Origin of the sequence: Fundidesulfovibrio magnetotacticus, from assembly GCF_013019105.1 — a bacterium.
GTDB lineage: Bacteria > Desulfobacterota > Desulfovibrionia > Desulfovibrionales > Desulfovibrionaceae > Fundidesulfovibrio > Fundidesulfovibrio magnetotacticus.
This window is the reverse complement of the sequence record NZ_BLTE01000003.1, coordinates 1-23,972: the sequence shown is the minus strand read 5'-3', so window position 1 is coordinate 23,972 and position 23,972 is coordinate 1. Positions and strand designations below refer to the sequence as shown.

The window sequence follows — 23,972 nt, the reverse complement described above, 5'->3', positions numbered from 1 at the left end:
GAGGGCGTCCGCGGAACCTTGGAGAGGGCGGCGGACGCCGCGGGGGCAGATGGGAAAAGGATGCCGGGCAGATTCTAACGCGGGACGATCAGCAGATGCCGGTAGCGTGGCGGGATGTCGCCTTCCCGGGCGTAGGGGCTCGGAAGGTCGATGACGGTCCGGCCCCTGAGCGATGCCGGATCGAAACGTCCCTTGTATTTCTCGTAGATGCTCACGAAGGAGCCGTCGGCGGCCACGATGTCCAGCCCCCGGGTCAGCGCTTCCAGCAAAAACCCGGCGTCCGGGGCGGTTCTGGAGACCCAGACGTAGCGATACCACGGATAGTGGATGACCAGATGCCGGTCCGCCGCGAGGCCGTAGCCCTCCTGCCGCGCAATGTCCAGGAACCCCGCGTACTCGTCCGCCCCGAGCGGCAGCACGTCGAAGTGCCCGGCGGCCAATGCGCGTAGAGGATCGGAGGGCGACGTGAAGGGCACCTCCACCACGGGAACGCCCGCCGCCTTGTACACGTCCACGTCTCCCCAGCCGAAGCCCTGCCCCACGGTGACGCGCTTCAGATCGTCCAGGGTCCTGACGTCCTTGAGGAGTTCCGGGACCGCGCCCCGCAGCAGGCAGACCCTGTAGCTCAGGAGCCCCCGCTCCAGGGGGATGCGGATATCCTCCACGGAGGCGAAGCCCTCGGGGAGCAGGCGCTGCACGCTGGGCGGGAGGAAGGCCAGATGGAGTTTGCCGGAGGCCATTTCTGCGGCCAGTCGCCTTTCGGGGGCAACGGGGAAGGGCTCGAACCGGGCGTCCACACCCGCTTTCTTCAAGGCTTCAAGACAGATCTCCCGGGCGAATTCCAGATGCAGGTCGGATTGCACCGTGAAGGTGAACTGCTCCGCGTGCGCGCCTCCGGCCAAGGCCAGGGACGCGAACAAGAGCAGCGAAAGAACAGCGGTGCGCATCATACCGTCCCCATAAAATGAAACGGACGCCCCGGCAAGAACCTCCGGCCCAATCTTTCGATTCCTGCGACATTGCCCCTGCGTTCCGGTCGGCCGGAGCGGGCCTGGGGCGTTGCGCGCGCGGGGCGGCGCCCTGACCGACGCGAAGCCCCCCGGGACCGGAGGCGCTCGGCGTCCGGCCACGGGGGGGCTTTCCGGCAGGCCGCCCCGGAGACGGGGCAACCCGGCCTATTTCAGGCCAAGGCTCTTCTTGATGTGCTCGAAGTCGATGTTGGAGCTCACCAGCTGCGCGCCCTGCTTGATCTTGATGATGTCGCGCAGCTTGTGGCGCTGGAGGATGGTCTCCATCTTCTTGGCCACGGAAAAGGTGTCGTCGCGCACCACGATGATGGGAATCTCCAGCACCTCGGAACGGGTGAGGATGATGTCGTTGGGGTAGAGGTTGCCGGTGAGCACCAGGCAGGGGCTGTCGCCCTCCAGAGCCACCAGCTGCACGTCGGAGCGGTCGCCGCCCACGATGACGGCGGCGTTCTTGTTCTTGCGGAAGTGGGTGAGGAAGTTCTCCACCTGCATGGTGCCGATGAGGAAGCTCTCCACGATGCGCTCGGCCTTGTGCTGGGCGCTGATCACCTTGCCGCCGAGCTTCTCGGCCAGGTCGGCCACCTTGATGGCGCCCATGAGGGGGTCCTTGGGGATGACGCCCAGCACCTTGACGCCCGCGCGGTTGAGGAAGGGCACGATGAGGTTTTCCACCTCGTCGAGGAAGTTGGGGGTGATGTCGTTCAAGACCACGCCCATGAGGTTGTCGCCCAGGGCTTCCTTGAGCACCACGAGGTAGTCGTAGTTGAGCTCTTTCTGGAAGCGGTCGATGACAATGGACTGGATGCCCAGGTTCTTGACCACGGTGACGCCGTCCACGCCGCAGTACTTGCCCGAGTACATGGAGCCCGAACCCGCCACGAGGGTGACGTCCTTGCCCTTGGAGAGCTTGGCGTAGCCCTCCGATATCTTGCCCATGAGGTCTTCGCAGCGGCCCGAGAAGGCCTTGACCTTGAAGTCCTGCGTGACCACCACCGGGGTGACCTCGGCAGGATCTTCCTCCAGGCCCAGGACGCCCTGCACGAAATTGGCGTCGTCGTCGCCCAGTTTCCCGGCCACTTCCTTGGGCATGGCCCCCACGGGCTTGTAGTAGCCCACGTTGTAGCCTTCCTTCTGGAACTTCAGGCCAAGGCCCATGATGACCATGTTCTTGCCCGAATACCCCGCCGTGGAACCAACGTAGATGCCAGCCATGGCTTCCTCCGAAACCCGCCAAGATGTTGAGCGCCGGGACGATCCCCCGTCACTTGCCCTGTTCGCGCTAAGCGATCAACCCCCGTTCCCCAGCGCCGGGGCCAGCGTGAAGCGGGCGTCCACCACGAGCGCCCCGCCCGGATGGGCCATCACCGGGTTGAAATCGCACTCCGTGATCTCGGGGAAATCCACCGCGATCTGCGAAAGCGTCAGCAGCACGTCCTCGATGGCGCGGAAATCCACGGGCGGCTCACCGCGCACGCCGCGCAGGAGCGGATAGCTCCTGATTTCGCGCACCATCTCCCCCACGTCCGAAAGCGAAAGCGGCGCCAGGCGGCAGGACACGTCGCGCAGCACCTCCACGTAAACCCCGCCCAGGCCGAAGAGCACCAGCGGCCCGAACTGGGCGTCGCGCTTGAACCCGGCAAAAACCTCCCGCGAGCCGCGCGGGGCCATCTCCTGCACCAGGCAGCCCAGCACGTAGGCTTCCTTCACGCGCCGGGCGCGGTTGGTGATGGAAAGAAAGGCCCGGCGCAGGTTCTCCTCGTCGCCAATGTTCACCGCCACGCCGCCCACGTCGGTCTTGTGGGAGATCTGGGGCGAGGCGATCTTGAGCGCCACGGGGTAGCCGATGGCCTTGGCCGCGCGCGCCGCCTCGTCGGAGGTGCGCGCCAGCTCCGTCTTGGGCACGGGCAGGCCGTAGGCCCGCAGCAGGTCCAGGGCCTGGAACTCCACGAGCTCGCGGTAGCCCTTGGCCCGGGCCTTGGCCATCACGTCCTGGGCCATGAATTTGTTGGACATGTAGCAGACTTCCACCGGCAGGGGGCGCTTCTTCCACTCGGCGTGGCGGAAGAGCGCCGCCAGGGCCTCCACGGCGGGCTCGGGGTAGTCGTAGCAGGGCACGCCCGCGCGGCGCAGTATCTCGCGCGCCCCGGCCACCTTGGTCTCGCCCATGAAGCAGGCGGCCATGGGCTTGCCCAGCTCCCTGGCCAGGTCGGCCACGGCCTGGGCGGCTTCCTCGGCGATCATGGCCGGAGTGGGCGTGATGAGCGCCAGCACCATGTGGGCCAGGGGGTCGGCGGCGGCGATGCGCAGGGCCTGGGCGAAGCGGTCGGCCCGGGCGTCTCCGATGATGTCCACGGGGTTGTAGAGCGCGGCGTGGGGCGGCAGGATGGCGCGCAGCTCCTCGATGGTCTGGCCGCGCAACGGGGCCAGGGTGATGCGCGCGCGCTCGGCCGCGTCGGCGGCCAGGATGCCGGGGCCGCCGGAGTTGGTGACCACGCAGAGATTTGGCCCCGTGGGCAGGGGCTGGGTGGCGAAGGCCAGGGCCAGGTGGAACATCTCCTCGATTCCCGAGGCGCGGATCACCCCGGACTGCACGAAGGCGGCCTGGCAGGCGTCCTCTGCCCCGGCCATGGCCCCGGTGTGGCTGGAGGCGGCGCGCGCCCCGGCGGGCGTGGAGCCGGACTTGATCATGATCACGGGCTTCACGGCGGTGGCGTCGCGTGCGGCGCGCAGAAATTCCTGGCCGTCTTGGATGTTCTCCACGTAGCCAAGGATCACCTTGGTGTCGGGGTCGCGCGTGAGGGTACGCAGCATGTCGATTTCGTCGATGGCCGCCTTGTTGCCCAGGCTCACGAACTTGGAGAAGCCGATGCCCTTGCCCTGGGCGGCGTCCAGGATGGCGATGCAAAGCGCCCCGGACTGGGAGAAAAAGGCGATGCCGCCGGGTTCGGGGTTGCCCGCGGCGAAGGTGGCGTTGAGCCCGCCGCGCGCGTTCACCAGCCCCAGGGAGTTGGGGCCGAGCAGCACCATGGAGTGCCGGGCGCAGATTTCCGCGATGCGCTGCTCCAGGTGGTAGCCCTCGCGGCCCACCTCCTTGAAGCCGGAGGTGATCACGGCTGCGGCCCGGCAGCCGCGCGCGCCCAGGGCCTCCAGGCAGTCCGGCGTCTGTTCCCGGGGCACGCAGAGCACGGCCAGATCCACGCCCTCTGGCAGGAGCGAGACATCCGTGACGGCCGTAAGGCCCAGGATTTCGCCCCCCGAGGGGTTGACCGGCAAAATTGCCCCCTGATACCCCGCGCTGAGAAGGTTGGAAACCACAAGGTTCCCCACCTTGCCGGGCGTGCGTGAAGCGCCCACCACGGCAACGGTGCGGGGTTCGAAAAGCGCTTGCATGGGATCCGTTCGTTCCATTCGGCCGCCGGAGGAAAGGATTGCGATGACGGAAGAAGCTCTGGACAATCTGCAGGATGCCATTTCCTATCGCTTTGGGCAAGTCAAGCTGTTGGTCACGGCCCTGACACACAGCTCCTACGCCAACGAACAGGGATGCGTCCACAACGAGCGCCTGGAATTCCTTGGCGACGCCGTGCTTGAGCTTGCCGTCTCGGAGGAGCTGTTCCGCCGCTTCCCCGAGGCCCCGGAAGGCGCGCTGACCAAGCTGCGCTCCAAGCTGGTGAGCATGCCTGCCCTGGCGGAGCTGGCGCGCTCCCTGCATCTGGACCAGGCCATCCTCCTGGGCAAGGGCGAGGAGGGCCAGGGCGGCCGCACGCGCGACTCGCTCCTGGCGGACGCCATGGAGGCCCTGCTGGGCGCGGTGTTTCAGGACGGGGGATACGAAGGGGCAAAATCTGCCGTGGGGGCCATCTTCGCGCCCCTGTGGCCAGAGGACGTGGAGCAGTCCCGCGCGCGCGACTACAAAAGCCGCCTGCAGGAGCGCACCCAGCGCGACATGCGCACCAGGCCCATCTACCGGCTCATGGGAAGCTCCGGACCGGAGCATGAGAAGCGTTTCGAGGTGGAACTGGCCCTGCCCGACGGCCGCGTCATCCAGGCTGCGGGGCCCAGCGTGAAGAAGGCCGAGCAGTCCGCGGCGCGCATGGCCCTGCAGGCCCTGGGCGAGCCTTCCTGACCCGCCCGCGCGCCCCTTGGCGGGCTTCCCGGGGCGCGGCGCACGCGCGGCCCGGCGTTGCGCGGGAACCCGGACCGGGGTGGGGGCCTTCCCGGCCCCCCCGTCCCTGGTCCTCTTGAACGCTCGGTCAGAAGGCCATTTAGCCCTGGATGAGCTGCATGGCCATCTTGGGCAGGCTGTTGGCCTGCGAGAGCATGGCCACGGCCGCCTGGGTGAGGATCTGCTCGCGCACGAACTGGGTCATCTCGGTGGCCACGTCCACGTCGGAGATGCGCGATTCGGCGGACTGCAGGTTCTCGGCCTGGATCTGCAGGTTCTGGATGGTGTTCTCCAGGCGGTTCTGGGTGGCGCCCAGCTGCGCGCGGATCTTGTCCTTGGAGACGATGGCCAGGCTGATCTTATCCAGGGCCTGCTGTGCAAGCTGCTGGGTGGAGATGGAACGCCCGCCCGTCGAAGAGGTGGCCGCTCCCAGGCCCAGGCCGAAGGCCGAGGCGGTGGAGTTGCCGATGTTGATGAAGTAGTAGTCCTCGGCGCTGGAGTTGCCGGTGCCGAAGTGGATCTTGATCTTGCCCACGGGGCTCATGCCCGAGCCGTCGTGGGTGTTGCTCGAAAGGTTGCCGTTGAGCAGGTAGATGCCGTTGAAGTCGGTGGCGTTGGCGATTCGGGTGATTTCCGAGGCCATGGCCTGGTATTCGGAATCGATGATCAGGCGCTGGTCCGAGGTGTAGGTGCCGGTGGCCGCCTGGGTGGCCAGCTCCTTCATGCGGATGAGCTTCTCGTCGACGACCTGCAGCGCGCCGTCGGCGGTCTGAATCATCGAGATGGCGTCGTTGGCGTTGCGCACGCCCTGGTTGAGGGAGTTGATGTCCGCGCGCATGAGTTCGCGGATGGCCAGACCGGCGGCGTCGTCGGCCGCCGTTCCCACGCGCAGTCCCGAGGAGAGACGGCGGGTGGAGACGCCCAGTTGCGAATACGAGTCCGACAGGTTCCTCGCGGCGTTCATGGCCATGAGGTTGTGGTTGATGACCAGGGACATGGCATTACCTCCTTGTGGTAAGGCAACTTTCCTTGTTGTTGACCAGAGGGATGCTTACTCCGTGCCAAACTTTAAATATTCTATCATTTCATCATGTTGAAAAACACGTAGGGAAAAATTTCCCTCCGTTTGGCGCCTGAAAGGTCAAAGTTGCCGCGCCCCGGAGCGCCGACGCGTCAGGGGACCAACGGAAGTTTCCCCCCGCCTCCGAAAAAGGAAAGGAACACCCATGCCCCACGTTCTCCCCGGATTCCCCGATCCCGGGCTGGTCCACCCCGTGTCCGGCGCGCACAACCTGGTCTACCTCCGGAACGTGGTGACGCGGCCCACCATCGAGGTGGGCGATTACGCCTACTTCGACTGCACCGGCGCGCCCGGCGAGCGCCCCGAGGACTTCGAGACCAACAACGTGCTCTACCACTTCGACTTCCTGGGCGACCGGCTGGTGATCGGGGCCTTCGCGGCCATCGCCAGCCGCGTGCGCTTCCTGATGCACGGGGGCGTGCACGCCATGGACGGGCTCTCCACCTACCCCTTCGGCATCTTCCCCGGCTGGGGGCGTCCCCTGCCCCAGGACGCCCGGCCCCTGCGCGACACCGTGGTGGGCTGCGACGCATGGATCGGCTACGGCTCGGTGATTCTGCCCGGGCGGCGCATCGGACACGGCGCGGTGGTGGGCGCGGGCAGCGTGGTCACGCGCGACGTGGAGCCCTACTGCATCGTGGGGGGCAACCCCGCCCGGGTGATCCGCCGCCGCTTCGACGTGGCCACGGTGGAGCGTCTGCTGGAACTGGCCTGGTGGAGCTGGCCCGCCGGACGCATCGCCCGGAGCCTCGACGCCATCGAACGGGGCGACGTGGAGGCACTGGCCGACACGCAGTGATTCCGGGCCCGGGAAACATCGCCTCCCCTGCCCCCGCCCCGCGCCACCGCCATCCGCGTTCCGCATACGGTCCTGCCCGCTTCCGGCCGACGTGGCCGGGAGCGCTCCTCTGGGACCCCAACCATGGAGGACGTATGCAGCTTCTTTCCGAACTCTCGGTCGAACCGGTCAGCAGTCCGTGACCATCGACATCCCGCGCGGCCCCCGGCGCCGGGCGGCGAGGGACAAGGCCGCCTCTTCGCACCTGCCCGGCCACTTCTCCGCTTTGCGCGGGGCGTTTGCGTCAAGCCGCCCACGCCTCCCTCCCCGTTCCAACGCAGAAACGCCGGGGGCTTTCGCCCCCGGCGCGTGTTGCGTGGTCCGGTTCCCGGTCAGGCCTAACGCTTGAGCTGGAGCACTTCCGAGAGCATGGTGTCCGCGGTGGTGATCACCTTGGAGTTGGCCTGGAAGCCGCGCTGGGTCTGGATCATGTCCACCATTTCGCGGGCCATGTCCACGTTGGAGGCCTCCAGGGAGTTGCTGGCCACCGAGCCCAGGCGTCCCGTGTTGGCGCGCCCCACCACCGCGTCGCCCGATTCGCGCGTCTGCGAGAAGAGGTTGCCGCCGTCGCGCTTGAGGCCCCAGGGGCTGGCGAAGTCCGCCAGGGTGATCACGTAGAGTTCCTGCACCTGACCGTTGGAGTAGCGCCCCGTGAGCACGCCGTCCTGCGAGACAGACACGCTCTGGAGCGTTCCCGGGGGGTAGCCGTCCTGGGAGACGAAGAGCGGCGCCGAGGCGGCTTCGTAGTTGGTGGTGGAGATGTTGTTGAACGTTACGGCATTGGTGTCGAACCCTTGCAGGGCCGAGGCGTTGGAGAGGTGCGACGTGCCGATGAGGTCGGCGCTGGTGGCCGAGGTGGACCATGTGCTGGACAAGCTGCGGATGCCCATGTTCAGCGAGATGGACACCGCGTTCGATGCCGTGGGAACGCTGCCGCCCGAAACGCTGCGGAAGTTGGCCGTGAAGATCGGGTAGCCCGAGTCCGAGACCGAGGCCAGCGTCCAGTTGCCCAGGTCGCTCACGGGGCTGGTCAGGCTTGTGGCGTTGATGGTGTAGGCCGTGATGTTCTGCAGGCCGCCCGCGTCGTCGAACGCCAGGGTGCCCAGCATGAGCACGCCGGCCTTGGAGTTCGAGGACATGTTCTCGATGGCGCCGTTCACGTCGAACTGGCGTCCGTCGGCCGCGGGGTTCGTGCAGACCATGTACTCCCAGTATTCCCTGCCGCTCACGTCGGAGACCTTGTCGTAGTAGACGGTCAGGTCGTGGGCGCCGCCGCGCTGGTCGTAGATTTTCAGGGTGTTCTGGAAGCCGAAGGCGGTTTCCGAGAGCGGCGCGTCATCGGGCCTTGCCGGATTGTAGTTGTAGCTCTGGAAGAGCGAGAAGAACGGGTCGGTGCTGCTGGTGGACTTGCTGGCGGTCCTGGGGTCCAGGTTGGAGGCCAGGGTCACGGTGGTGGTGGCCTGGGCGGCCAGGGCCAGGGTGTCCAGGCGCACGTCGGTCACGGAGCCCATCATGGGAATCTGACTGACGGTCTCGCCGTTGTTGCGCATGGCGCGCAGGGTGGCTGTGTCCACCATCCAGCCCTGCACGGCGTAGTTGTGGGGGTCCACCAGGTAGCCGTCGCGGTCGAAGCGGAAGTTGCCCGCGCGGGTGTAGTAGGTGGCCTGGTTGTTGCGGTCGTGCACTGTGAAGAAGCCGGTGCCGGAGATGGCCAAGTCGGTTGTTTCACTCGTGGTCTGGAAACCGCCCTGGCTGAAGTCGGAGAGGATGGCCTCCGCACGCACGCCCTGGCCCAGCTGGGAGTTCCCGGCGCCGGTGCCGATGCTTGTGTAGAGGAGATCCTCGAAATCCATCCGGGCGGACTTGTAGCCCACGGTGTTCACGTTGGCCAGGTTGTTGCCGATCACGCCCATCTTGTCTCCATGGGCGAGCAGGCCCGTAACGCCTGACCACATTGAAGTCGAAAGACTCATAATCCACCTCCGAGATGATCTATCCCGAAATATTCGCCGATACCGGCTAGCTCGTCTGGTTGACGATGCCCTTCACGTTCAAGAGGCTCAACTTGCGGCCGTCCTGGGTCTCGAGCACGTACCCGCCCGAGGAGTCGGTGGAGACGCCCGAGACGATGCCCGTCACGGTGGTGTCCACCATCATCGAGGTGCCGTCGGACTTGGCGGTGGTGATGCCCGCGAAGTATACGCCGTCGGCCTGCGCGTTGCCCAGCCAGTCCTTGCCGTCCCAGGCGAAGCTCTGCTCGCCGGCGGCCTTGGCGCCCTGGTCCACGGTGCGCACGATGTTTCCGTTTGCGTCCATGATGTTGATTGTCACCTTGGTGGCCGCCTCGGGCAGCGTGTAGTAGAGCTTGCTCACCGTGTCGCCGGACTTGGAGAGCGAATCGCCCGAGGCCTTCACTTCCTTGCCGATGAAGTTGGCGGCGGAGAACATCTGCTGCTGGTTGGTGGCCGAGGTGAGCTTCTCGATGCCGTCGTTGATGTTGGTGAGCTGCTCCAGGCTGGTGAACTGCGCCAGCTGGGCAAGAAATTCCTTGTCGCCCGTGGGGTTCAGGGGGTCCTGGTACTTCATCTGGGTCACGAGCAGGGTCAGGAAGGCGTCCTTGCCGAGGCTGCTGCTTCCGGTGGGCTTGGCCTTGAACTCGCTCTCGGCCCTGCCGATGATGCCTGAACTGACTCCGCTGTAATCGACGCTCATGGGACCCTCCTGGGCGGCTTAGGCTACGAGGTCCAATCCGCCCTGGGAATTTTTTACCCGAACGCCCGTATCTTGCATCTGCCGGGCCAAAAACCCGACCTCGCCGTCACCGGCCAGCAGGTTCGCCGTACGCATGCGCTCCAGGGCCTCGCGGCGCTCCTGGGACTGGTTGTGCTTGTCCGCCCCGGCCCACTGCTGGCCCAGGTTGGAATCCTGCGAGAGGCCCATGCGCACTTCCAGCTTGGACACGGTAAGCCCCTGGTTTTCCAGGTTCTGCTTGATCTGCTGCAGGTTCTCGGCCAGCACCTTCTCGGCCTGGGGGCTTTCGGCCTTGATCACGGCCTGCACTTCCTTGCCCTTCACCGTGAGCATCACGTTGAGCCTGCCCAGGCTGTCCGGGGTGAGTTCCAGCGAAAGCTGGCGCACGCCCTGGCCCAGGTTGCGCAGAATGCCCGACTCCACCTGGCTCATCACCTGGGAGGCTTGGGTGCGTCCGGCCGCGGCGGCCTCGCCGCGAGCGCCCTGCTGGGTCTGGGCCAGGCCCTGGGCCAGGCCGAAGCGCGCGTCCATGGTCTGGCCCGCGTCGCCCTCGACACGAAGCTTGGATGCCAGGCCGGCCACGGCCAGGCCCTGGACGTCCTTTGCTCCGGCCTGCTGGCCGCCCGACTGCGGATTGCCGGGCTGCTGATTGCCCTTGCCGTGATTGTCCGCGCCCTGCTTGCGGGCGTCCTGTCCCTGCTGGGGCTCCTGGCCCTGCACGCCCTTGCGCTGAGGGTCCTTCGCGGCCGCGGCCTCGTGGGGATCGGCCAGGTACTGCGAGGGACGCATGCGGGCGTCGGCCACGTCTTCCTGGGCCTGGCGGGCCAGTCCGTTGCGCTCCTTGGCCTTCTGGACCACCGGCTCCAGCACGTCCTTCACCTGCTTGAGCCCCTGCTTCAGGGCGGCCATCTGGGCGTTGGATTCGTCCAGGGCCGCGCGCAGGAACTTGTCGGCGGCGGCGGGGTTCAGCTCCAGGCCGTCCTGGCCGCCGAAGAGGCCGGAAAGCTTTGAGAGCGCGGCGTCGTTGAGCTTCAGGGCCTTGCCCAGGGCCTGCATCTCGTCCTTGCCCAGGGAGACGGTCTGGCCGTTCTCCATCTTGGCGAGCTTGCCCGAGATGCGTTGGAACACCTGGGACGCCTTGCCGCTCTCCAGGGCGCTCAGGAGGGACTTGCCCTCTTCCCGGGAGAAGCCCAGCTTGTCGAAGAGCGATTCCAGGGCGGCCTTGTCGGCGGCTTCGAGCTTCTGCGTGCCCACGGTGTTCTGGACCACGGCCTCGCGCACGCCGTGCATGAACTGGCCCCAGGTGATGCCTTCGGGGCTGTCGGCCTGCTTTTTGAGTCCCTCCAGCTTCTCCTTGGGCACGCCGGCGGCTTCGAGCTTTTCGCTCATCCCGGCAAGATCTTCCTGGGTCATCTTCACGTCGCGCAGGGTGCTCTCGCGGCGGGATGCGCTGTCCGCCTGCCGGGCGGACTGGGCTTTGCCCGCGTCCGGAAGGGCGGCGGGCAGGGTGGAGAAGGCTTCCTGGTCCAGGTTGGAACCAAGGTTGGAGCTGGAAAAGAGAAGGTCCGCGAAGAGTTCGCCTCCGTTCCCGCGCGTCTTGGAGGAAGCGAGGAAGTCGAAGGGAACCTGGCCCGCGGCCTTGTGAGAACTGGGAATGATTTGCATCGTACTCCTCCTGACGGCTCCTGTTCCTTCAAGAGCCATTCCAAGAGGAAAATCAATGATTCCGAGGTGCGTCTTCAGGGCTGGGCGGCAGGGATTGCCGCCTTCAGACCCGGGCCGCGGCGTCGCGCAGGCGGTCCGCCATCTCCATGCAGGCGGCCAGGGCCTGGGGGGAGTGGTCCTCGTTGTCCAGGCGCATGTGGACGTAGCCCGCCAGGGGGCGCAGCATGGGCATGGCCTCCCGCCAGCGCCATTGTTCCCGGGCGCGTCCCGGCGCCCGGGAGCGCGCCAGGGACAGGGACAGGGCGTCGAGGCCGCGCGCGAAGGGCTTGGCCAGGCGCGGGTGCTCCCGAGCCAGGGCCTGCCAGGCCTCGCGCGGGGGCTGGTCGTCCCAGAGGCCGAAGAATGCCCCGAACGAGGCGCGCCACAGCTCGCCCAGGACGTCCGAGGCCCTGGGCGCGGCGGGGGGGACGCCCCGCAGGTGGTAGAGCCCCCGGGTGGAGCGCGCCGTCTCGTAGAGCCGCATGCCCGGCGGATTCTTCAGGCGCGCCCCTTCAACGATCCTGCGGGCCAGGTAGGCCACCTGGGCGGGGTCGAAGCGGTCCTTGCAGTGTGGACGCCCGAAGCGGCAGCGCCAGCAGTCCAGGCAGGCCATGTCGGCGCGCAACACGTGGTGCCCCGGATTGTAGGGGCCGGTCTCCCAGGGGTTCACCGGCCCCATGGAGAGGTTGAGCGTGGCCAGCCCCGTCCAGGCGGCCAGGTGCATGGGGCCGGTGTCCGGGGTGATCATGAGCCCCAGGGTCTGGCCCATGGCGGCGAACTCGCGCAGGCCGAAGCGACCGCAGAAGTCGGCCAGCCTGCCGCCGTGCAGCGCCTTCACCTCGGCGCAGAGGGGCTGGTCGGCCGGGCCGCCCAGGAGCACGGGCTTGAGGCCCCTGCGCTCGCACTCCCGGGCCAGGGCCGCCCAGAAGGGGGCGTCGGGGCGTTTGTCGGGCTCGCTCGCGCCCAGGAAGAGCCCCACGGCCTTTTCCGGCCCCAGGCGGCGCGGCGTGTCGAAGCTCGTGGCGGCCATCAGGGCGGGATCCACGCAGTCCAGGGCGTTGAGTTCCGCCCAGTGGAAGCGGTTGTGCCGGTTGTTGTGGCTGAGCGACGCCCGGTAGAGTTGCCAGTCGCCCTGCACCCGGAGCGCGCCGCCCGAGAGCGTCGCGCCCAGGCGTCGGCCGGTCTCCAGGGCCGCGCAGAGGGCCGCGCCTTCGGGACGGTGGCTCAGGTTGGCCACCAGGCTCCAGCGCCGGGCGGCCAGCTGGCCGGTGGCGGTCCAGGGCAGGTAGGTGGCGGCCGGGGAGACGCCCAGCAGCTCGTTGTAGAAGGTGGGCTCGGCCACCACGAAGGCGCGCCGCTCCGGCCACTGCCGGGAGAGCCAGAGCAGCAGCGGGTAGGACAGGATGATGTCCCCCATGCGCTGCAGCTGGAGCACCAGCACCGGGTCTGCGCTCACGGCGCGTGGGCCTCCCCGGCGGCCAGGGCCTTGGCGCGCAGGTCCTCCCAGGCCAGCCGGTCGGCCAGGGCGGCGGCGCGGCGGTAGTCCCCGGCGGAGTGCTTGTGCCGGAGCTTGAACTGATGGGCGTGGCCCAGCCCGTACTGGGCCTGGCCCGGCTGGCCCTGGCTGCCGGTGGCCTTGAAGTGGCCCACGGCCAGGTGCCCCTGGCAGACCGGGGCCTTGCCCGAGAGGAGCAGGCGGATGTCGTGGTCCAGGTCGTCGTACTGGGAGGGCGAGAAGCGCAGATCGAAGCCGCCCAGGGCCTGGAGCGTCGCGGCCCGGAAGAGGTGGCAGCAGCCCGTGACCGTGGCGCAGGGCCGGACGGCGCGCAGATGCCCCCTGTCCAGCGCCTCGTGGTGGCAGCTCGACAGCGAGAAGGCCCCGCCCTCCTCGTCCGGAGGCAGCAGGAAGACGTCGGCCGACTGCACGTGGGAGGGCCGGGCGTACTCGCGCACCCTGGCCCCCCAGACCCCGGCATCGGGGTAGAGCGAGGCGGCCGCCCCCAGGCGCTCCAGCCAGTCTTCGGGCAGGGACACGTCATCGTCGAGGTAGACGATCCACTCTGCCGCGCGCGCGGTCTCCAGGCTGGCCAGCCAGTTGCGCGCGACGGGCGCGCCCACGTTGACGGGCAGGCGCACGGTCTCCAGGCGCTGGCCCCCGGCGCGCTCGGTCCAGGCCCGGAGCACCTGGGGCGTGTCGTCGGTGGAGCCGTTGTCGAGCACCACAACCGTGGCCCCGTGCAGCCGCGAGGCCAGGAGGCTTTGCAGGGTCAGGTCGATCTCGCGGGCCTTGTTCCATGTGTAGAGGAGCACGGCCGTGCGGCCCGGCAGGGGCGCGGCGGCCTCGCGCAGGCCGTGTTCGAGGTCGTGCAGCAGCAGGAGCGAGCGCGTGCGCCAGGGCTCGCGCGCGATGCCCGCGCGCAGCCAGCGTCCCGCCTGGTCGGGGTCGCCCTGGCCCAGGAAGGCCAGGCCCAGGCGCTGTTCCAGGCCCGGGCACTCCCAGAGCCGGGCCAGGCGGGAGGCGTTGGCCAGGGCGCGGGGGGCGTCGCCGGAGAGGAGCGCCGTCTCGCTCTCCACCAGGCGGGCCAGGGGCTCCGGGAGCGGGGCCGCGCTGGCCGTGGCGCGCTCCCAGTCCTCGGCGTCCAGGGCGTGGAAAAGGGTCTTGGCGGTCCAGAAGAGGTTGCCGGGCTCCTTGGCGGCCTGGGCGTCCAGGTAGGCGGCGATTTTTGGGGCGTCGCGGCGCTGGGCCAGACGCCGGTAGTAGGTGAGGTCCGCCGGGGCGGCGGTGTTGGCGGCCACGTGGCGGGCCAGCTCCCGGGCGGATTCGGGGGCCGAGTGCAGGTTCGCGGCCTGGGCGGCCAGGGAGGCGTCCAGGGGGGATTCGGCCCAGGCGGCCAGGAGCAGTTCGGCGGCCAGGCGGTCCTTGCGGGCCTGGGCCGCGAGCCCGGCGCAGAAGGACAGATGGCGCGCGCCCTCGGAGCCGTGGACCAGGGCGCGGCGCAGGGCGTCGGGCAGGTTCTCCAGGAGGCGGAGCATGGCGGCTCAGCGCATGCGGTCCTGGAGGCCGCGCTTCAGGAGGTGGTCCGCCAGGGTCTGGTCGATGCCCACGGTGTGGTTGATGAACCATGCCACGATGTAGTCGAGAAACGCCTTGAGATCGAAATCCGATTCCTCCACGAAGCGTCTGTGGAACTCCAGCGCCTTCAGGGAGCAGTCGAGGTGTTCGCGCACCTGGGTGAAGTATTCGGGATAGGTGGCGTGGTCCATGAGGGACTCTTCAGTCTTGAAGTGCGTGGTGGTGTAGTCGTAGAAGCGCCGGATGTAGCGCGACACCTCGTCCCGGCCCGCCCCGCGATCCACGGCGTGGTCGATGGCGTTGATGAGGCCGACGAGTTCCCTGTGCTGCTCGTCGATGAGGTAGACTCCTACCGACATGCGCTCTTCCCACTGAATGACGGGCATGGAACGTCCTTTGGCGCGGCCCCGCGACCGCCATGGTTTGCCAGGGTGTTGCCCATGCGCGGGGGCCTGTCAAGGAGGGCGGGGTTTCGCTTCCGGGGAAAAGAGCATAACCGGTTTCATGGGGCGTCGCCCATATCATGTTTCCCGGGAGTTTCTCCATGGAGCAGTTCTGGCGGTACACAGTCACATGGCTGATGGGCGCCTGCGCGGTGACGCTGGCGGGTGGGCCGCTGCTTCGCTTGGTGGCGTGGCGGGTCTTCAAGGTGCGCCTCGCCACCGGGCGGTGCGCGGCGGCGCTGCTCGCGGGGGTGGCAGGGTCCCTGGCGCTCCCCGGGTTCCTGGTGCTGGTCGCCGTCTGGACCGGACTGCGGTTCCCAGGCGTGCAGGCGGAGTACCTGGCGTGCGCGGGCGGGCTGGCGGCGTCGTCCTGGGTGCTTTCACGCGGCCGGGACGCCTCGGGCGCGCGCCTGGACTTGGGCCGCGCCGCATTGTCCATCCTGATGGTCGCGGCGGCGTTGACGTTCACCGGGGCAGTGTTCGCGCTGATGATGGCGTAGGCAAGAAAACGCCACGCCCTCCTCGCCTCAACTCCGCCCGAACAGCCCGCGCATGGCTTCCACCAGCTGGCCCATGCGTTTGACGTAGGTGTGCTCGGCCAGCACGCGCCTGCGTCCGGCACGGCTGATGCGCTCGCGTTCGGCGGGGTGGTCCAGGTAGTGGCGGACAAGCCCGGGGATTTCGCCCGGCTCCTCGAACACGGCCACCTCGCTGCCGGGCTCGAAGAGTTCCGCCAGCTGGGCGCGCGCGTCCGTGAGCAGGAACGCCCCGCACGCGGGCACGTCGAACACGCGCTGGTTCACCGCCCCCTTCATCTGCATGGACGTGCAGTTGAAGTTGATCTCCGAGAGGGGGTAGAACCCGGGCAGCTCGTCGTAGTAGGAGATTTCCGGAATCCTGCGCCAGGCGCGGCCCTCGCCCGTGAATGTGGAGAGCCAGCCCTCGTCGCCCGCCACCAGGGGAGAGAACTCCAAAAGCTGCCCCACGCACCGCGCCCGGTAGCGCCGCGTGGATTCCCAGATCACCGCCGTCTCGAAGGCCAGCTGGCGTTGCGGGGTCCGCAGGGCCTTGAACTCCGGCACGAGGTTCGGGAAGCGTCCGGCCAGGAAGGCGCGCACGCTCTGCTCCGGCGAGGCCCCGAAGGCGTCGGCCAGCTTGCCCAGGGCGCGCAGAAGCTTGGGCCCCGGCTGGGAGTAGGCCACGCGCTTGGCCGTCTTGATGACCATGGAGTTGCCCACGAAGCTCACGCGGGCGCGCCAGGGATGGTCGGCCGGGGCCTTCACGCCGGGTGCGAAGCGGCGCTCGTCGGCTGCCAGGGGCAGGTGGAGCACGTGCTCGAAGCCCAGGGCGCGCAGGGAGGGGATGTTGTCGGCGTCCCAGGTGAACAGGGCCGTGCCGGGGTTGGCCGGGCTGGCGTAAAGCCCCAGGGCCAGGGCCGGGTTGTCCACGAACCAGGAGGCCAGGGGCACGCCCAGGCGCTCCAGCAGGGCGTTGAGCACGCCCTCGTGGTCCACGCCCAGATGGTTGACGGTGAGGGCGAAGTCCGGGCGGAGCTCCTGGACGGCTCCGGCCACCATGCGCACGTAGTGGTCCAGGTCCATCTCGTCGCCGCCCGTGTCCAGGTAGCGGTGGACCACGCCCATGCGCCCGAAAGCGGCCATCACCTCGCCCAGCAGGAAGAACCGGCTGGTGACCAGGAGCACCCTGGGCGCCCGCGCCACGAAGGCCCCCCTACCCCGCCAGGTTCTGGAGGTCGGCCTCGGTTTCGGCCACCTTGAAGAACTCCATGAGCTGCACCAAGCCCAGGGTCTTGCGCACCTGGGAGCTGGGGCTCAGAAGCGCCAGGGCGCGACCGGAGGCCTGGAGGCGCGTGTTGCAGGCCACCAGGAAGCCGATGCCGGAGGAGTCCATGAAGCTCACCTCGGAGAGGTCGAGCACCAGGGGCTTGGCCGGGGTGTCGGCCAGGGCCTTTTCCACGGCGCGCTTGAGATCCTGGGTGATCTCCATGGTGATCTCGCCGGCGAAGCGCCCGATGAGGCATTCGCCGTCGTTGCGCCAGGTCAGGTTTTCCACAAATCCTTCCTTATGGTTTTGACGATCTTCAGGATGTTCTCGCGGCCCTTGCGGGTGAACTCGCAACGGTCCGTCAGTTTGCAGATGATGTACATGCCCCGGCCGCATTCGGCCTCGGGGGCGGCGTTCTCGAAGGTGACGGCCTTGTCCAGGCCCTTGCCCCAGTCGGCCACCTCGATCTCCACGCGGTCGCCCGGGAAGAGGCGCAGGCGCACCTCCATGGGGCCTTTCTCCCCGGCGTAGGCGTGGCGGGTGACGTTGGCGCAGGCCTCGGTGAGCACGATGTCCAGGTCGTGGAGCACGTCGTCGCCCTCCACATGTTCGGCCACGGCCCCCACCACGTCCTTGGCCAGGCCCCGGCTGGCCGAGGGCGTGGACATGGCGGTGAACACCCGGTAGTCGCTGGCCCCCACCTGCACCCACAGGCCGGTCACGTCGTCGGAGAACACGGGTCCGGCGGTCTCGCCGCAGAGGTTCTCCAGGAGCGCGCCCAGGTTGAAGCGCTCCTCGGCCAGGAGCTTTTCGGTCAGCTCCTTGAAGCGCTCCAGGCCGAAGATCTCCTTCTCCAGGGTGCGCCACTCGTACCAGCCGTCGGTGAAGAGGAAGAGTCCGGCGGGCTTGGTGAAGGTGAGCGTGCGCGTGGCGAACTCCTGCTCGAAGAAGCCCAGAACCGTGCCGGTGGGATCGAGCCAGCGGCACTCCCCCGCGCTGACCAGCAGCGGCGGGCAGTGCCCCGCGTTGACGTAGGTGATGGTCCCTTCGGCGGGGTTGATGTCCGCGGCGGCCATGGTCACGAAGTCGGGCTCCTGGCCGATGGACGAGAGCAGGTGGTGGCTGGCCAGGGAGAAGGTCTCGGCCAGGGAGAGGTAGTGCGTCTGGGAGACGCGCACCAGGGTGCGCACCACGGCCATGAGGAAGGCGGCCCTGGCCCCGTGGCCCGACACGTCGGCCATGACCACGCGCAGGGAGCCGTCGGGCAGGGTGAAGTAGTCGTAGTAGTCGCCCGAGGCGCGGCCCGAGGGGCGGTAGAAGCACTCCACGGAGCATTCGCCCGCCAGGGGGGCGCAGTCGGGCAGGAGGCGCTTCTGGAGCCCGGCCACCAGGTCGATCTCCTGGCTGATGCGGTCGTAGGCCTTGCGCAGGCGGCGCGTCAGGTTCACCTGCATGGCGGCCGCGCCCACGCGGGCCAGCAGTTCCTCGCGGTCGAAGGGCTTGCCCAGGAAATCGTTGGCCCCGGCCGCGAAGGCCCTGGCCTTGAGGGCTTTGGTGTCCTGGGCGGTGAGCACGATGATCTGGGTCTCGTGGTCCTGGGCCGTGACGCGTATGTGCTGCATCACTTCCAGCCCGGACTTCACGGGCATGTTCATGTCCAGGATGATGATGTCGGGCTTGAAGGCGGCGTGGGCCTCGATGGCCTCCTGGCCGTCCTCGGCGGCGTGCAGGCGGTAGCGCTCGCCCAGAATGTAGGTGAGCAGCCTGAGCACGGTCTTGGAGTCGTCCACCACCAGGACGCGGATGTCGCCGGGCGCGTTCATGGCGCGAAGTCCGCCGAGTCCAGGAGGATGGTCACCGGCCCCCAGTTGACCAGGCCGACGTTCATGTCGGCCCCGAAGACGCCCAGGCCCGGGGCCTTGGGCGCCATGGCCCGGGCGAAGTCTCCGGCCAGCACGTCGAAGAGGGCGCGGGCCGTTTCGGGCGGCGCGGCGCGCGAAAAACCGGGCCTGAAGCCCGAGGAGCAGTCGGCGTAGAGCGTGAACTGGGGCACGAGCAGGAGCTGGCCGCCGTGGTCCCGGAGGTTCACGTTCATGCGGCCCTGGGCGTCGGGGAAGACGCGCAGGCCCAGGGTCTTGTCCAGCATGGTTTTCCAGGGGCGGCCGGAGGGCGTCGCGGGGGAGTCGTCCGGGCCGAATCCGGCCAGGACGAGCAGGCCCTCGCCGATGGAGGCCGCGCGCTCCCCGGCCACGTCCACGAAGGCCTCGCGCACGCGCTGGATCACGAACCTCATGACACCTCGAAGTAGGTCGCCTTGCTGGCGGCCTTTTCCCAGACGCTCACCTCGTGGATCTGGGCCGGCTGCCCTTCCATGGCCCTGCCCAGTTCCCAGTAGATGTAGCGGGCCAGGTTCTCGGCCGTGGGGTTGCGGCGCTGGAAATAGGGGAGGTTGTTCAGGTGGGTGTGGTCGAGTTTGTCCAGCACGGCGTTCAAGGCAGCCTTGAGGTCCTTGAAGTCCATGAGCATTTCCGTGTCCTGGGTGAGGCGTTCGCCCTCGAACACGGCCTCCACGTGGAAGTTGTGCCCGTGGAGCATCTCGCAGGGGCCCTGGTAGTTGCGCAGACAGTGGGCGGAGGAGAAGTCTCCCTGCACGGTCAGCTGGAAGACGCCGCGCCTGGGGGTGTGGCGTTCGCTCGATTTCGTCACCGGTCGCTCCTTTAGGCCGTGGCCTTGAGGGCCGGGGCCAGGCAGCCGTCGATCTCCTGCCAGAACCCGGGGCAGGGCCCTATGCTGAGCTCGTCGGCCAGGCCGGCCAGGCACTCCATGTCGTCGAAAACCAGGCGCAGCCGCACCTTGGCGGGGCCTGGATACTTATGAAAGATTTCCTTGAGCCCCGCAAGCGTGGGGCAGGTTTTCGCGTCCACGCGCACCTCCACGGGCTCGTCCCCTGCGGCCACGGCCTCGGCCAGGGCGCGGGCCTCCTGCACGATGAGCTTCACCTTGCCCTGCCCGGGGGCCTGCTCGTCCTGGTCCTTGTCCTTGCCGATCTTGGCGGTGAGGAGCAGGGGCACGTCCTGGGCCAGGAGCTCGCGGCATTTGGCGTAGGCCTCGGGGAAGAAGATGGCCTCGCCGTCGCCCGCGATGTCCTCCAGGCCGCAGAAGGCCATGCGGTCGCCCTTCTTGGTGATGTGCTCCTTGGTGGTGGTGACGATGGCCGCCACCTTCACCTCGCTCTCGGGCATGTACCCCCGGCAGTCGGTGAGGGTCTTCAGGCCCATGCGGCGCAGGTCGCGGTCGTAGGCCTTGAGGGGGTGGCTGGTGAGGTAGAAGCCCAGGGCCTCCTTCTCCTTGGCCATCAGCTCCTCGTGGTCCCACTCGGGCACCTGGGCCTCTTCGCAGTTGAGGCCCAGGCCCGTGGATTTCGTCTTGGGCGCGGGGGCCAGCGACATGAGCGAGAACTGCCCGGAGTTTCGGTCTTCCGCGCGCTTCTGGCCCTGGGCGGCCACCTTGTCCAGCCCGGCGGCCAGGGCGGCGCGGGGCGCGCCGAAGGAGTCCATGGCCCCGGCCTTGATGAGGAACTCCAGGACGCGCTTGGTCACCTTGCGCAGGTTCACGCGGCTGGCCAGGTCCAGCATGCTCTCGTAGGGTCCGTTCTCCTCGCGCTCGCGCACGATTTCGTTGATGGCTTCCGCGCCCACGTTCTTGATGCCCGCCAGGCCGTAGACGATGTTGCCGTCCTTGACGCTGAAGTGGCGCATGGAGGCGTTCACGTCCGGGGGGAGCACCTCGATGCCCTGGTCGGCGCAGTCGGAGATGTATTTGAGGACCTTGTCCTGGTTGTCGATGTCGCTCGTGATGAGCGCGGCCATGAAGGCCACGGCGTGGTGGGCCTTGAGGTAGGCCGTGTGGTAGGAGATGAGCGCGTAGGCCGCCGAGTGGGACTTGTTGAAGCCGTACTCGGCGAACTTCTCCATGAGGTCGAAGATCTCGCCCGCCTGGGCGTCGGGGATGCCCTTCTCGGCCGTGCCCTTGAGGAAGCGTGCGCGCTGCGCGGCCATCTCGTCGGCGTTCTTCTTGCCCATGGCGCGGCGCAGCAGGTCGCCCTCGCCCAGGGAGTAGCCCGAGAGCACCTGGGCGATTTGCATCACCTGTTCCTGGTAGACGATGACGCCGTAGGTGGGCTTGAGCACGGGCTCCAGGTCCTGGTGGGGGTAGGAGACCTCCACGAGGCCGTGCTTGCGGTCGATGAACTCCTGCACCATGCCCGAGCCCAGGGGGCCGGGGCGGTAGAGGGCCAGCATGGCGATGATGTCCTCGAAGCAGCTGGGCTTGAGCTGCCGCAGGTACTTGCGCATGCCGTCGGATTCCACCTGGAAGATGCCGTCGGTGTCGCCCCGGGAGAAGAGCTCGTAGGTCGCCTTGTCGGTGAGGGGCAGGGTGTCCAGGTCGGGCGGCTCTCGGCCCTGCTCGCGGATGATCTCCAGGGCGTCCTCGATCACGGTCATGGTCTTCAGGCCCAGGAAGTCGAACTTGACCAGGCCCACCTTCTCCACCCGCTTCATGTCCCACTGGGTGACGATTTCCTGGTTCTTGCCCTGGTAGAGGGGCACGTACTCGGTCATGGGCTTGTCGGAGATGACCACGCCCGCCGCGTGGGTGGAGGCGTGGCGGGCCATGCCCTCCAGGCGGCGCGACACGTCGATGAGCCTTGCCACGCGCGCGTCCTGGGCGGCCATGGCCGGGAGTTCGGGCTCCAGGGTCAGGGCCTTGTCGATGGTCATCTTGAGGTCTTCGGGGATGAGCTTGGCGATGCGGTCGGTCTCGCCGAAGCTCATGCCCAGGGCGCGGCCCACGTCGCGCACCACGGCCTTGGCCTTCATGGTGCCGAAGGTGGTGATCTGGGCCACGGAGTCCCGCCCGTATTTCTCCGAGACGTAGCGGATCACCTCCGTGCGGCGGCGTTCGCAGAAGTCCACGTCGATGTCGGGCATGGAGATGCGCTCGATGTTCAGGAAGCGCTCGAAGAGGAGATCGTAGGGCAGCGGGTCGAGGTTGGTGATGCGCAGGGCGTAGGCCACCAGGGACCCGGCCGCCGAACCGCGCCCCGGCCCCACGGGGATGCCTTGCGATTTCGCCCAGTTGATGAAGTCCTGCACGATGAGGAAATAGCCCGGGAACCCCATCTTGGTGATGACGCCCAGCTCGTATTCCAGGCGGTCCCAGTAGCGTTTCTCCTGGCCGGGCTCCAGGCTCATGGCCTCCAGGCGCTTGGTGAGGCCCTCGCGGGCCATGGCGGCCATTTCGTCGTCCAGGGAGCGGCCGGGGGCCACCTCGTAGACCGGGAAGTGGTAGGTCTTGAGGTCCAGCTCCAGGTTGCAGCGGCTGGCGATCTCGCAGCTGTTGGCCAGGGCCTGGGACTGGCCGGGGAAGGCGGCGGCCATCTCCTCGGGGGAGCGGTAGTAGAGCTCGCGCGTGGTGAAGCGCATGCGCTTGACGTCGTCCACCTGGGACTGGGTCTGGATGCACAGGAGCACGTCGTGGGCGTCGGCGTCGCCCGCCTCCAGGTAGTGGCAGTCGTTGGTGGCCACCAGGGGCAGGCCTTCCTCGTGGGCCAGCTCGGTGACCAGGGCGTTGAGCTGGGCCTGCTCGGCCAGGTCGTTGGCCTGGATCTCCAGATAGAGCCTGTCGGGGAAGAGGGCGCGGTATTCTGCCAGGGTCTTGCGGCCCTCGTCCATGCCCTCCTTGAGGAGCTTCTGGTGGATTTCACCCTTCAGGCAGGCCGAAAGGGCGATGAGGCCCTCGGAGTGGGCGGCCAGGAGCGCCTTGTCCACGCGGGGCTTGTAGTGGAAGCCCGAGAGGTAGCCCTCGCTGGAGAGCTTGAGCAGGTTGCGGAAGCCCACGTCGTTCTGGGCCAGGAGGATCAGGTGGTATCCGGCGTCGCGGGGGGAGCGGGCGTCGCGCGAGCTTCGCTCGCCCTTGGCCACGTAGACCTCGCAGCCAATGATGGGCTTCAGGCCCGCCTTCTTGCAGGCCTCGTAGAACACCAGGCCGCCGTGCATGTTGCCGTGGTCCGTGATGGCGGCGGCCGGGCAGCCGAAAGCCTGGGCGCGCTTGACGAGGTCGGAAATGCGGATGGCCCCGTCGAGCAGGGAATATTCGGTGTGGCAGTGCAGGTGGACGAAGTCGGCCATGGGTGGTCCGTGGGTTTGGAGCCGGGAGCGCGGGGCGCGCGTCCCTGGGGGCGGGATACTCCAAAGCGGGGAGAATGCCAATCGGGGGAACTGATCGCGCCCGGAGCGCCGCGCGGCGCGGGAGGATTCAAAGCACCCCATGAAATTCTTTTTCGCATTTAATTGTTGACATTTATTCAAATAGCAATATTATTGTTCTGCGAAACCAAAGCCGCAGCTTTGTTCATGACCTGGCACTGAGCAAGGCCACGCTCTTTGGAATGCATCATTTGATTCTTTTTAGAATAACAAGCCAGGCAGACATTCCGACCACGTGCGCAGGCATCAGGCTGTCCGGCCTGCTGCCCCGGAACGCGAACCAGCCTTCGGTTCGGTGCGCCAGTCGGCGCCTCGAATGAACCCTTCAACCTTCCTCAAGGAGGAGAAACGCAGTGAGCGAACGCGCCAACGACCCGACCTTTTCGGACTACACATGGATGGACCATGAGCGGGAGTTTTTCGAGAACAGTCAGGCCAACAGGGGCGACCAGGCGTCCGCGCCCGGCGGGTCAGAGTCTTATGGGAACTCCCAGGGATATCCCCAACCTTCCGCACCGCGCTTCCAGGAAGGTTCCCCGGAGGACTCCGGAGTCAAATCCTGGAACGACATCTCGTCCGGCATCTCCCGGGACGGCGGTTACCACTTTACCCAGGACAACCAGTTGTACTATAGGAAGGGCGACAGGCTGTACCGGGCAAATCCGATGCATGGCGGAGACTATTCCGTCTCCCCGATTCCCGGAGACGAAGCAGGAAAGATCCACGACCGAGAAATCCTGGCCAACGGCCAGCCTGTGTACGCCCGGAACAAGGTGTACTACCATCACGAGGGCACGGTGTACGGCGCGGAGAAAAAGCCCGACGGCTCCCCCCG

At 67.8% G+C, this 23,972-nt stretch carries 20 protein-coding genes; 4 read left to right on the top strand and 16 right to left on the bottom strand.

From position 1 onward, the window contains the following. Positions 1 to 74 precede the first annotated feature (74 nt). The 3 genes from NNJEOMEG_RS04470 to NNJEOMEG_RS04460 form a co-directional block, all read right to left on the bottom strand. Positions 75 to 950 (bottom strand): transporter substrate-binding domain-containing protein, encoded by an 876-nt coding sequence (locus NNJEOMEG_RS04470; RefSeq protein ID WP_173081738.1) that lies wholly within the window; start codon positions 948 to 950, stop codon positions 75 to 77. Positions 951 to 1,175: 225 nt separating this feature from the next. After that, positions 1,176 to 2,240 (bottom strand): phosphotransacetylase family protein, encoded by a 1,065-nt coding sequence (locus NNJEOMEG_RS04465; protein ID WP_173081735.1) that lies wholly within the window; start codon positions 2,238 to 2,240, stop codon positions 1,176 to 1,178. Between the two features lie 75 nt (positions 2,241 to 2,315). Continuing rightward, positions 2,316 to 4,436, bottom strand: coding sequence for an acetate--CoA ligase family protein (locus NNJEOMEG_RS04460; protein WP_173081733.1), 2,121 nt, complete (start codon positions 4,434 to 4,436; stop codon positions 2,316 to 2,318). A 25-nt stretch (positions 4,437 to 4,461) separates the two neighbouring features. On the opposite strand from NNJEOMEG_RS04460, the gene rnc reads away from it, so the two are divergent. Further along, positions 4,462 to 5,154, top strand: coding sequence for a ribonuclease III (rnc, locus tag NNJEOMEG_RS04455; protein ID WP_173081731.1), 693 nt, complete (start codon positions 4,462 to 4,464; stop codon positions 5,152 to 5,154). A 139-nt stretch (positions 5,155 to 5,293) separates the two neighbouring features. Here rnc and NNJEOMEG_RS04450 read toward each other — a convergent pair whose 3' ends face one another. After that, entirely contained in the window at positions 5,294 to 6,190 is an 897-nt protein-coding gene (locus tag NNJEOMEG_RS04450) for a flagellin N-terminal helical domain-containing protein (protein ID WP_173081729.1), read from the bottom strand. A 229-nt stretch (positions 6,191 to 6,419) separates the two neighbouring features. Between NNJEOMEG_RS04450 and NNJEOMEG_RS04445 the strand changes: the two genes are divergently transcribed. Further along, entirely contained in the window at positions 6,420 to 7,073 is a 654-nt protein-coding gene (locus tag NNJEOMEG_RS04445) for a CatB-related O-acetyltransferase (protein ID WP_173081727.1), read from the top strand. A gap of 377 nt (positions 7,074 to 7,450) precedes the next feature. On the opposite strand, the gene NNJEOMEG_RS04440 is transcribed toward NNJEOMEG_RS04445, so the two are convergent. From NNJEOMEG_RS04440 to NNJEOMEG_RS04415, 6 genes are all read right to left on the bottom strand, one after another. Next, positions 7,451 to 9,067, bottom strand: a complete 1,617-nt coding sequence (locus NNJEOMEG_RS04440; RefSeq protein WP_235956835.1) for a flagellar hook protein FlgE — start codon at positions 9,065 to 9,067, stop codon at positions 7,451 to 7,453. Positions 9,068 to 9,131: 64 nt separating this feature from the next. Continuing rightward, a complete protein-coding gene (locus NNJEOMEG_RS04435; RefSeq protein WP_173081723.1) occupies positions 9,132 to 9,824 on the bottom strand; it encodes a flagellar hook assembly protein FlgD in 693 nt (230 codons plus the stop codon). A gap of 18 nt (positions 9,825 to 9,842) precedes the next feature. Beyond that, entirely contained in the window at positions 9,843 to 11,528 is a 1,686-nt protein-coding gene (locus NNJEOMEG_RS04430) for a flagellar hook-length control protein FliK (RefSeq protein ID WP_173081721.1), read from the bottom strand. Between the two features lie 103 nt (positions 11,529 to 11,631). After that, the gene (locus tag NNJEOMEG_RS04425; RefSeq protein ID WP_235956834.1) at positions 11,632 to 13,023 is read right to left on the bottom strand and encodes a glycosyltransferase family 9 protein; all 1,392 of its coding nucleotides are present in this window, start codon (positions 13,021 to 13,023) and stop codon (positions 11,632 to 11,634) included. Further along, entirely contained in the window at positions 13,020 to 14,600 is a 1,581-nt protein-coding gene (locus NNJEOMEG_RS04420; protein WP_173081719.1) for a glycosyltransferase family 2 protein, read from the bottom strand. The genes NNJEOMEG_RS04425 and NNJEOMEG_RS04420 overlap by 4 nt, the downstream gene beginning before the upstream one ends. Before the next feature lie 6 nt (positions 14,601 to 14,606). Then, the gene (locus NNJEOMEG_RS04415; RefSeq protein WP_173081717.1) at positions 14,607 to 15,026 is read right to left on the bottom strand and encodes a bacteriohemerythrin; all 420 of its coding nucleotides are present in this window, start codon (positions 15,024 to 15,026) and stop codon (positions 14,607 to 14,609) included. Positions 15,027 to 15,184: 158 nt separating this feature from the next. On the opposite strand from NNJEOMEG_RS04415, the gene NNJEOMEG_RS04410 reads away from it, so the two are divergent. Next, on the top strand, positions 15,185 to 15,583 hold the full coding sequence (locus NNJEOMEG_RS04410; protein ID WP_173081715.1) for a hypothetical protein: 399 nt from the start codon (positions 15,185 to 15,187) through the stop codon (positions 15,581 to 15,583). A 27-nt stretch (positions 15,584 to 15,610) separates the two neighbouring features. Here the strand turns inward: NNJEOMEG_RS04410 and NNJEOMEG_RS04405 are convergent, their stop codons facing one another. From NNJEOMEG_RS04405 to dnaE, 6 genes are read right to left on the bottom strand one after another with little or no spacing between them, the layout of a single operon-like run. Further along, complete coding sequence (locus NNJEOMEG_RS04405; protein WP_235956833.1) at positions 15,611 to 16,804, bottom strand: CgeB family protein; 1,194 nt, start codon at positions 16,802 to 16,804, stop codon at positions 15,611 to 15,613. A gap of 10 nt (positions 16,805 to 16,814) precedes the next feature. After that, a complete protein-coding gene (locus NNJEOMEG_RS04400) occupies positions 16,815 to 17,156 on the bottom strand; it encodes an STAS domain-containing protein (protein WP_173081713.1) in 342 nt (113 codons plus the stop codon). Continuing rightward, positions 17,144 to 18,691, bottom strand: coding sequence for an ATP-binding SpoIIE family protein phosphatase (locus NNJEOMEG_RS04395; protein WP_173081711.1), 1,548 nt, complete (start codon positions 18,689 to 18,691; stop codon positions 17,144 to 17,146). Before NNJEOMEG_RS04395 ends, NNJEOMEG_RS04400 begins: the two co-directional genes overlap by 13 nt. Then, positions 18,688 to 19,161: a D-aminoacyl-tRNA deacylase gene (gene dtd, locus NNJEOMEG_RS04390; protein WP_173081709.1), complete on the bottom strand. Its 474-nt coding sequence runs from the start codon at positions 19,159 to 19,161 to the stop codon at positions 18,688 to 18,690. Before dtd ends, NNJEOMEG_RS04395 begins: the two co-directional genes overlap by 4 nt. Beyond that, complete coding sequence (queD, locus tag NNJEOMEG_RS04385; protein ID WP_173081707.1) at positions 19,158 to 19,574, bottom strand: 6-carboxytetrahydropterin synthase QueD; 417 nt, start codon at positions 19,572 to 19,574, stop codon at positions 19,158 to 19,160. Before queD ends, dtd begins: the two co-directional genes overlap by 4 nt. Positions 19,575 to 19,585: 11 nt before the next feature. Further along, positions 19,586 to 23,059 (bottom strand): DNA polymerase III subunit alpha, encoded by a 3,474-nt coding sequence (gene dnaE, locus NNJEOMEG_RS04380; protein WP_173081705.1) that lies wholly within the window; start codon positions 23,057 to 23,059, stop codon positions 19,586 to 19,588. Between the two features lie 431 nt (positions 23,060 to 23,490). Between dnaE and NNJEOMEG_RS04375 the strand changes: the two genes are divergently transcribed. After that, positions 23,491 to 23,972 (top strand): hypothetical protein (locus tag NNJEOMEG_RS04375; RefSeq protein WP_173081702.1); only part of this gene is annotated, 482 nt, incomplete at its 3' end.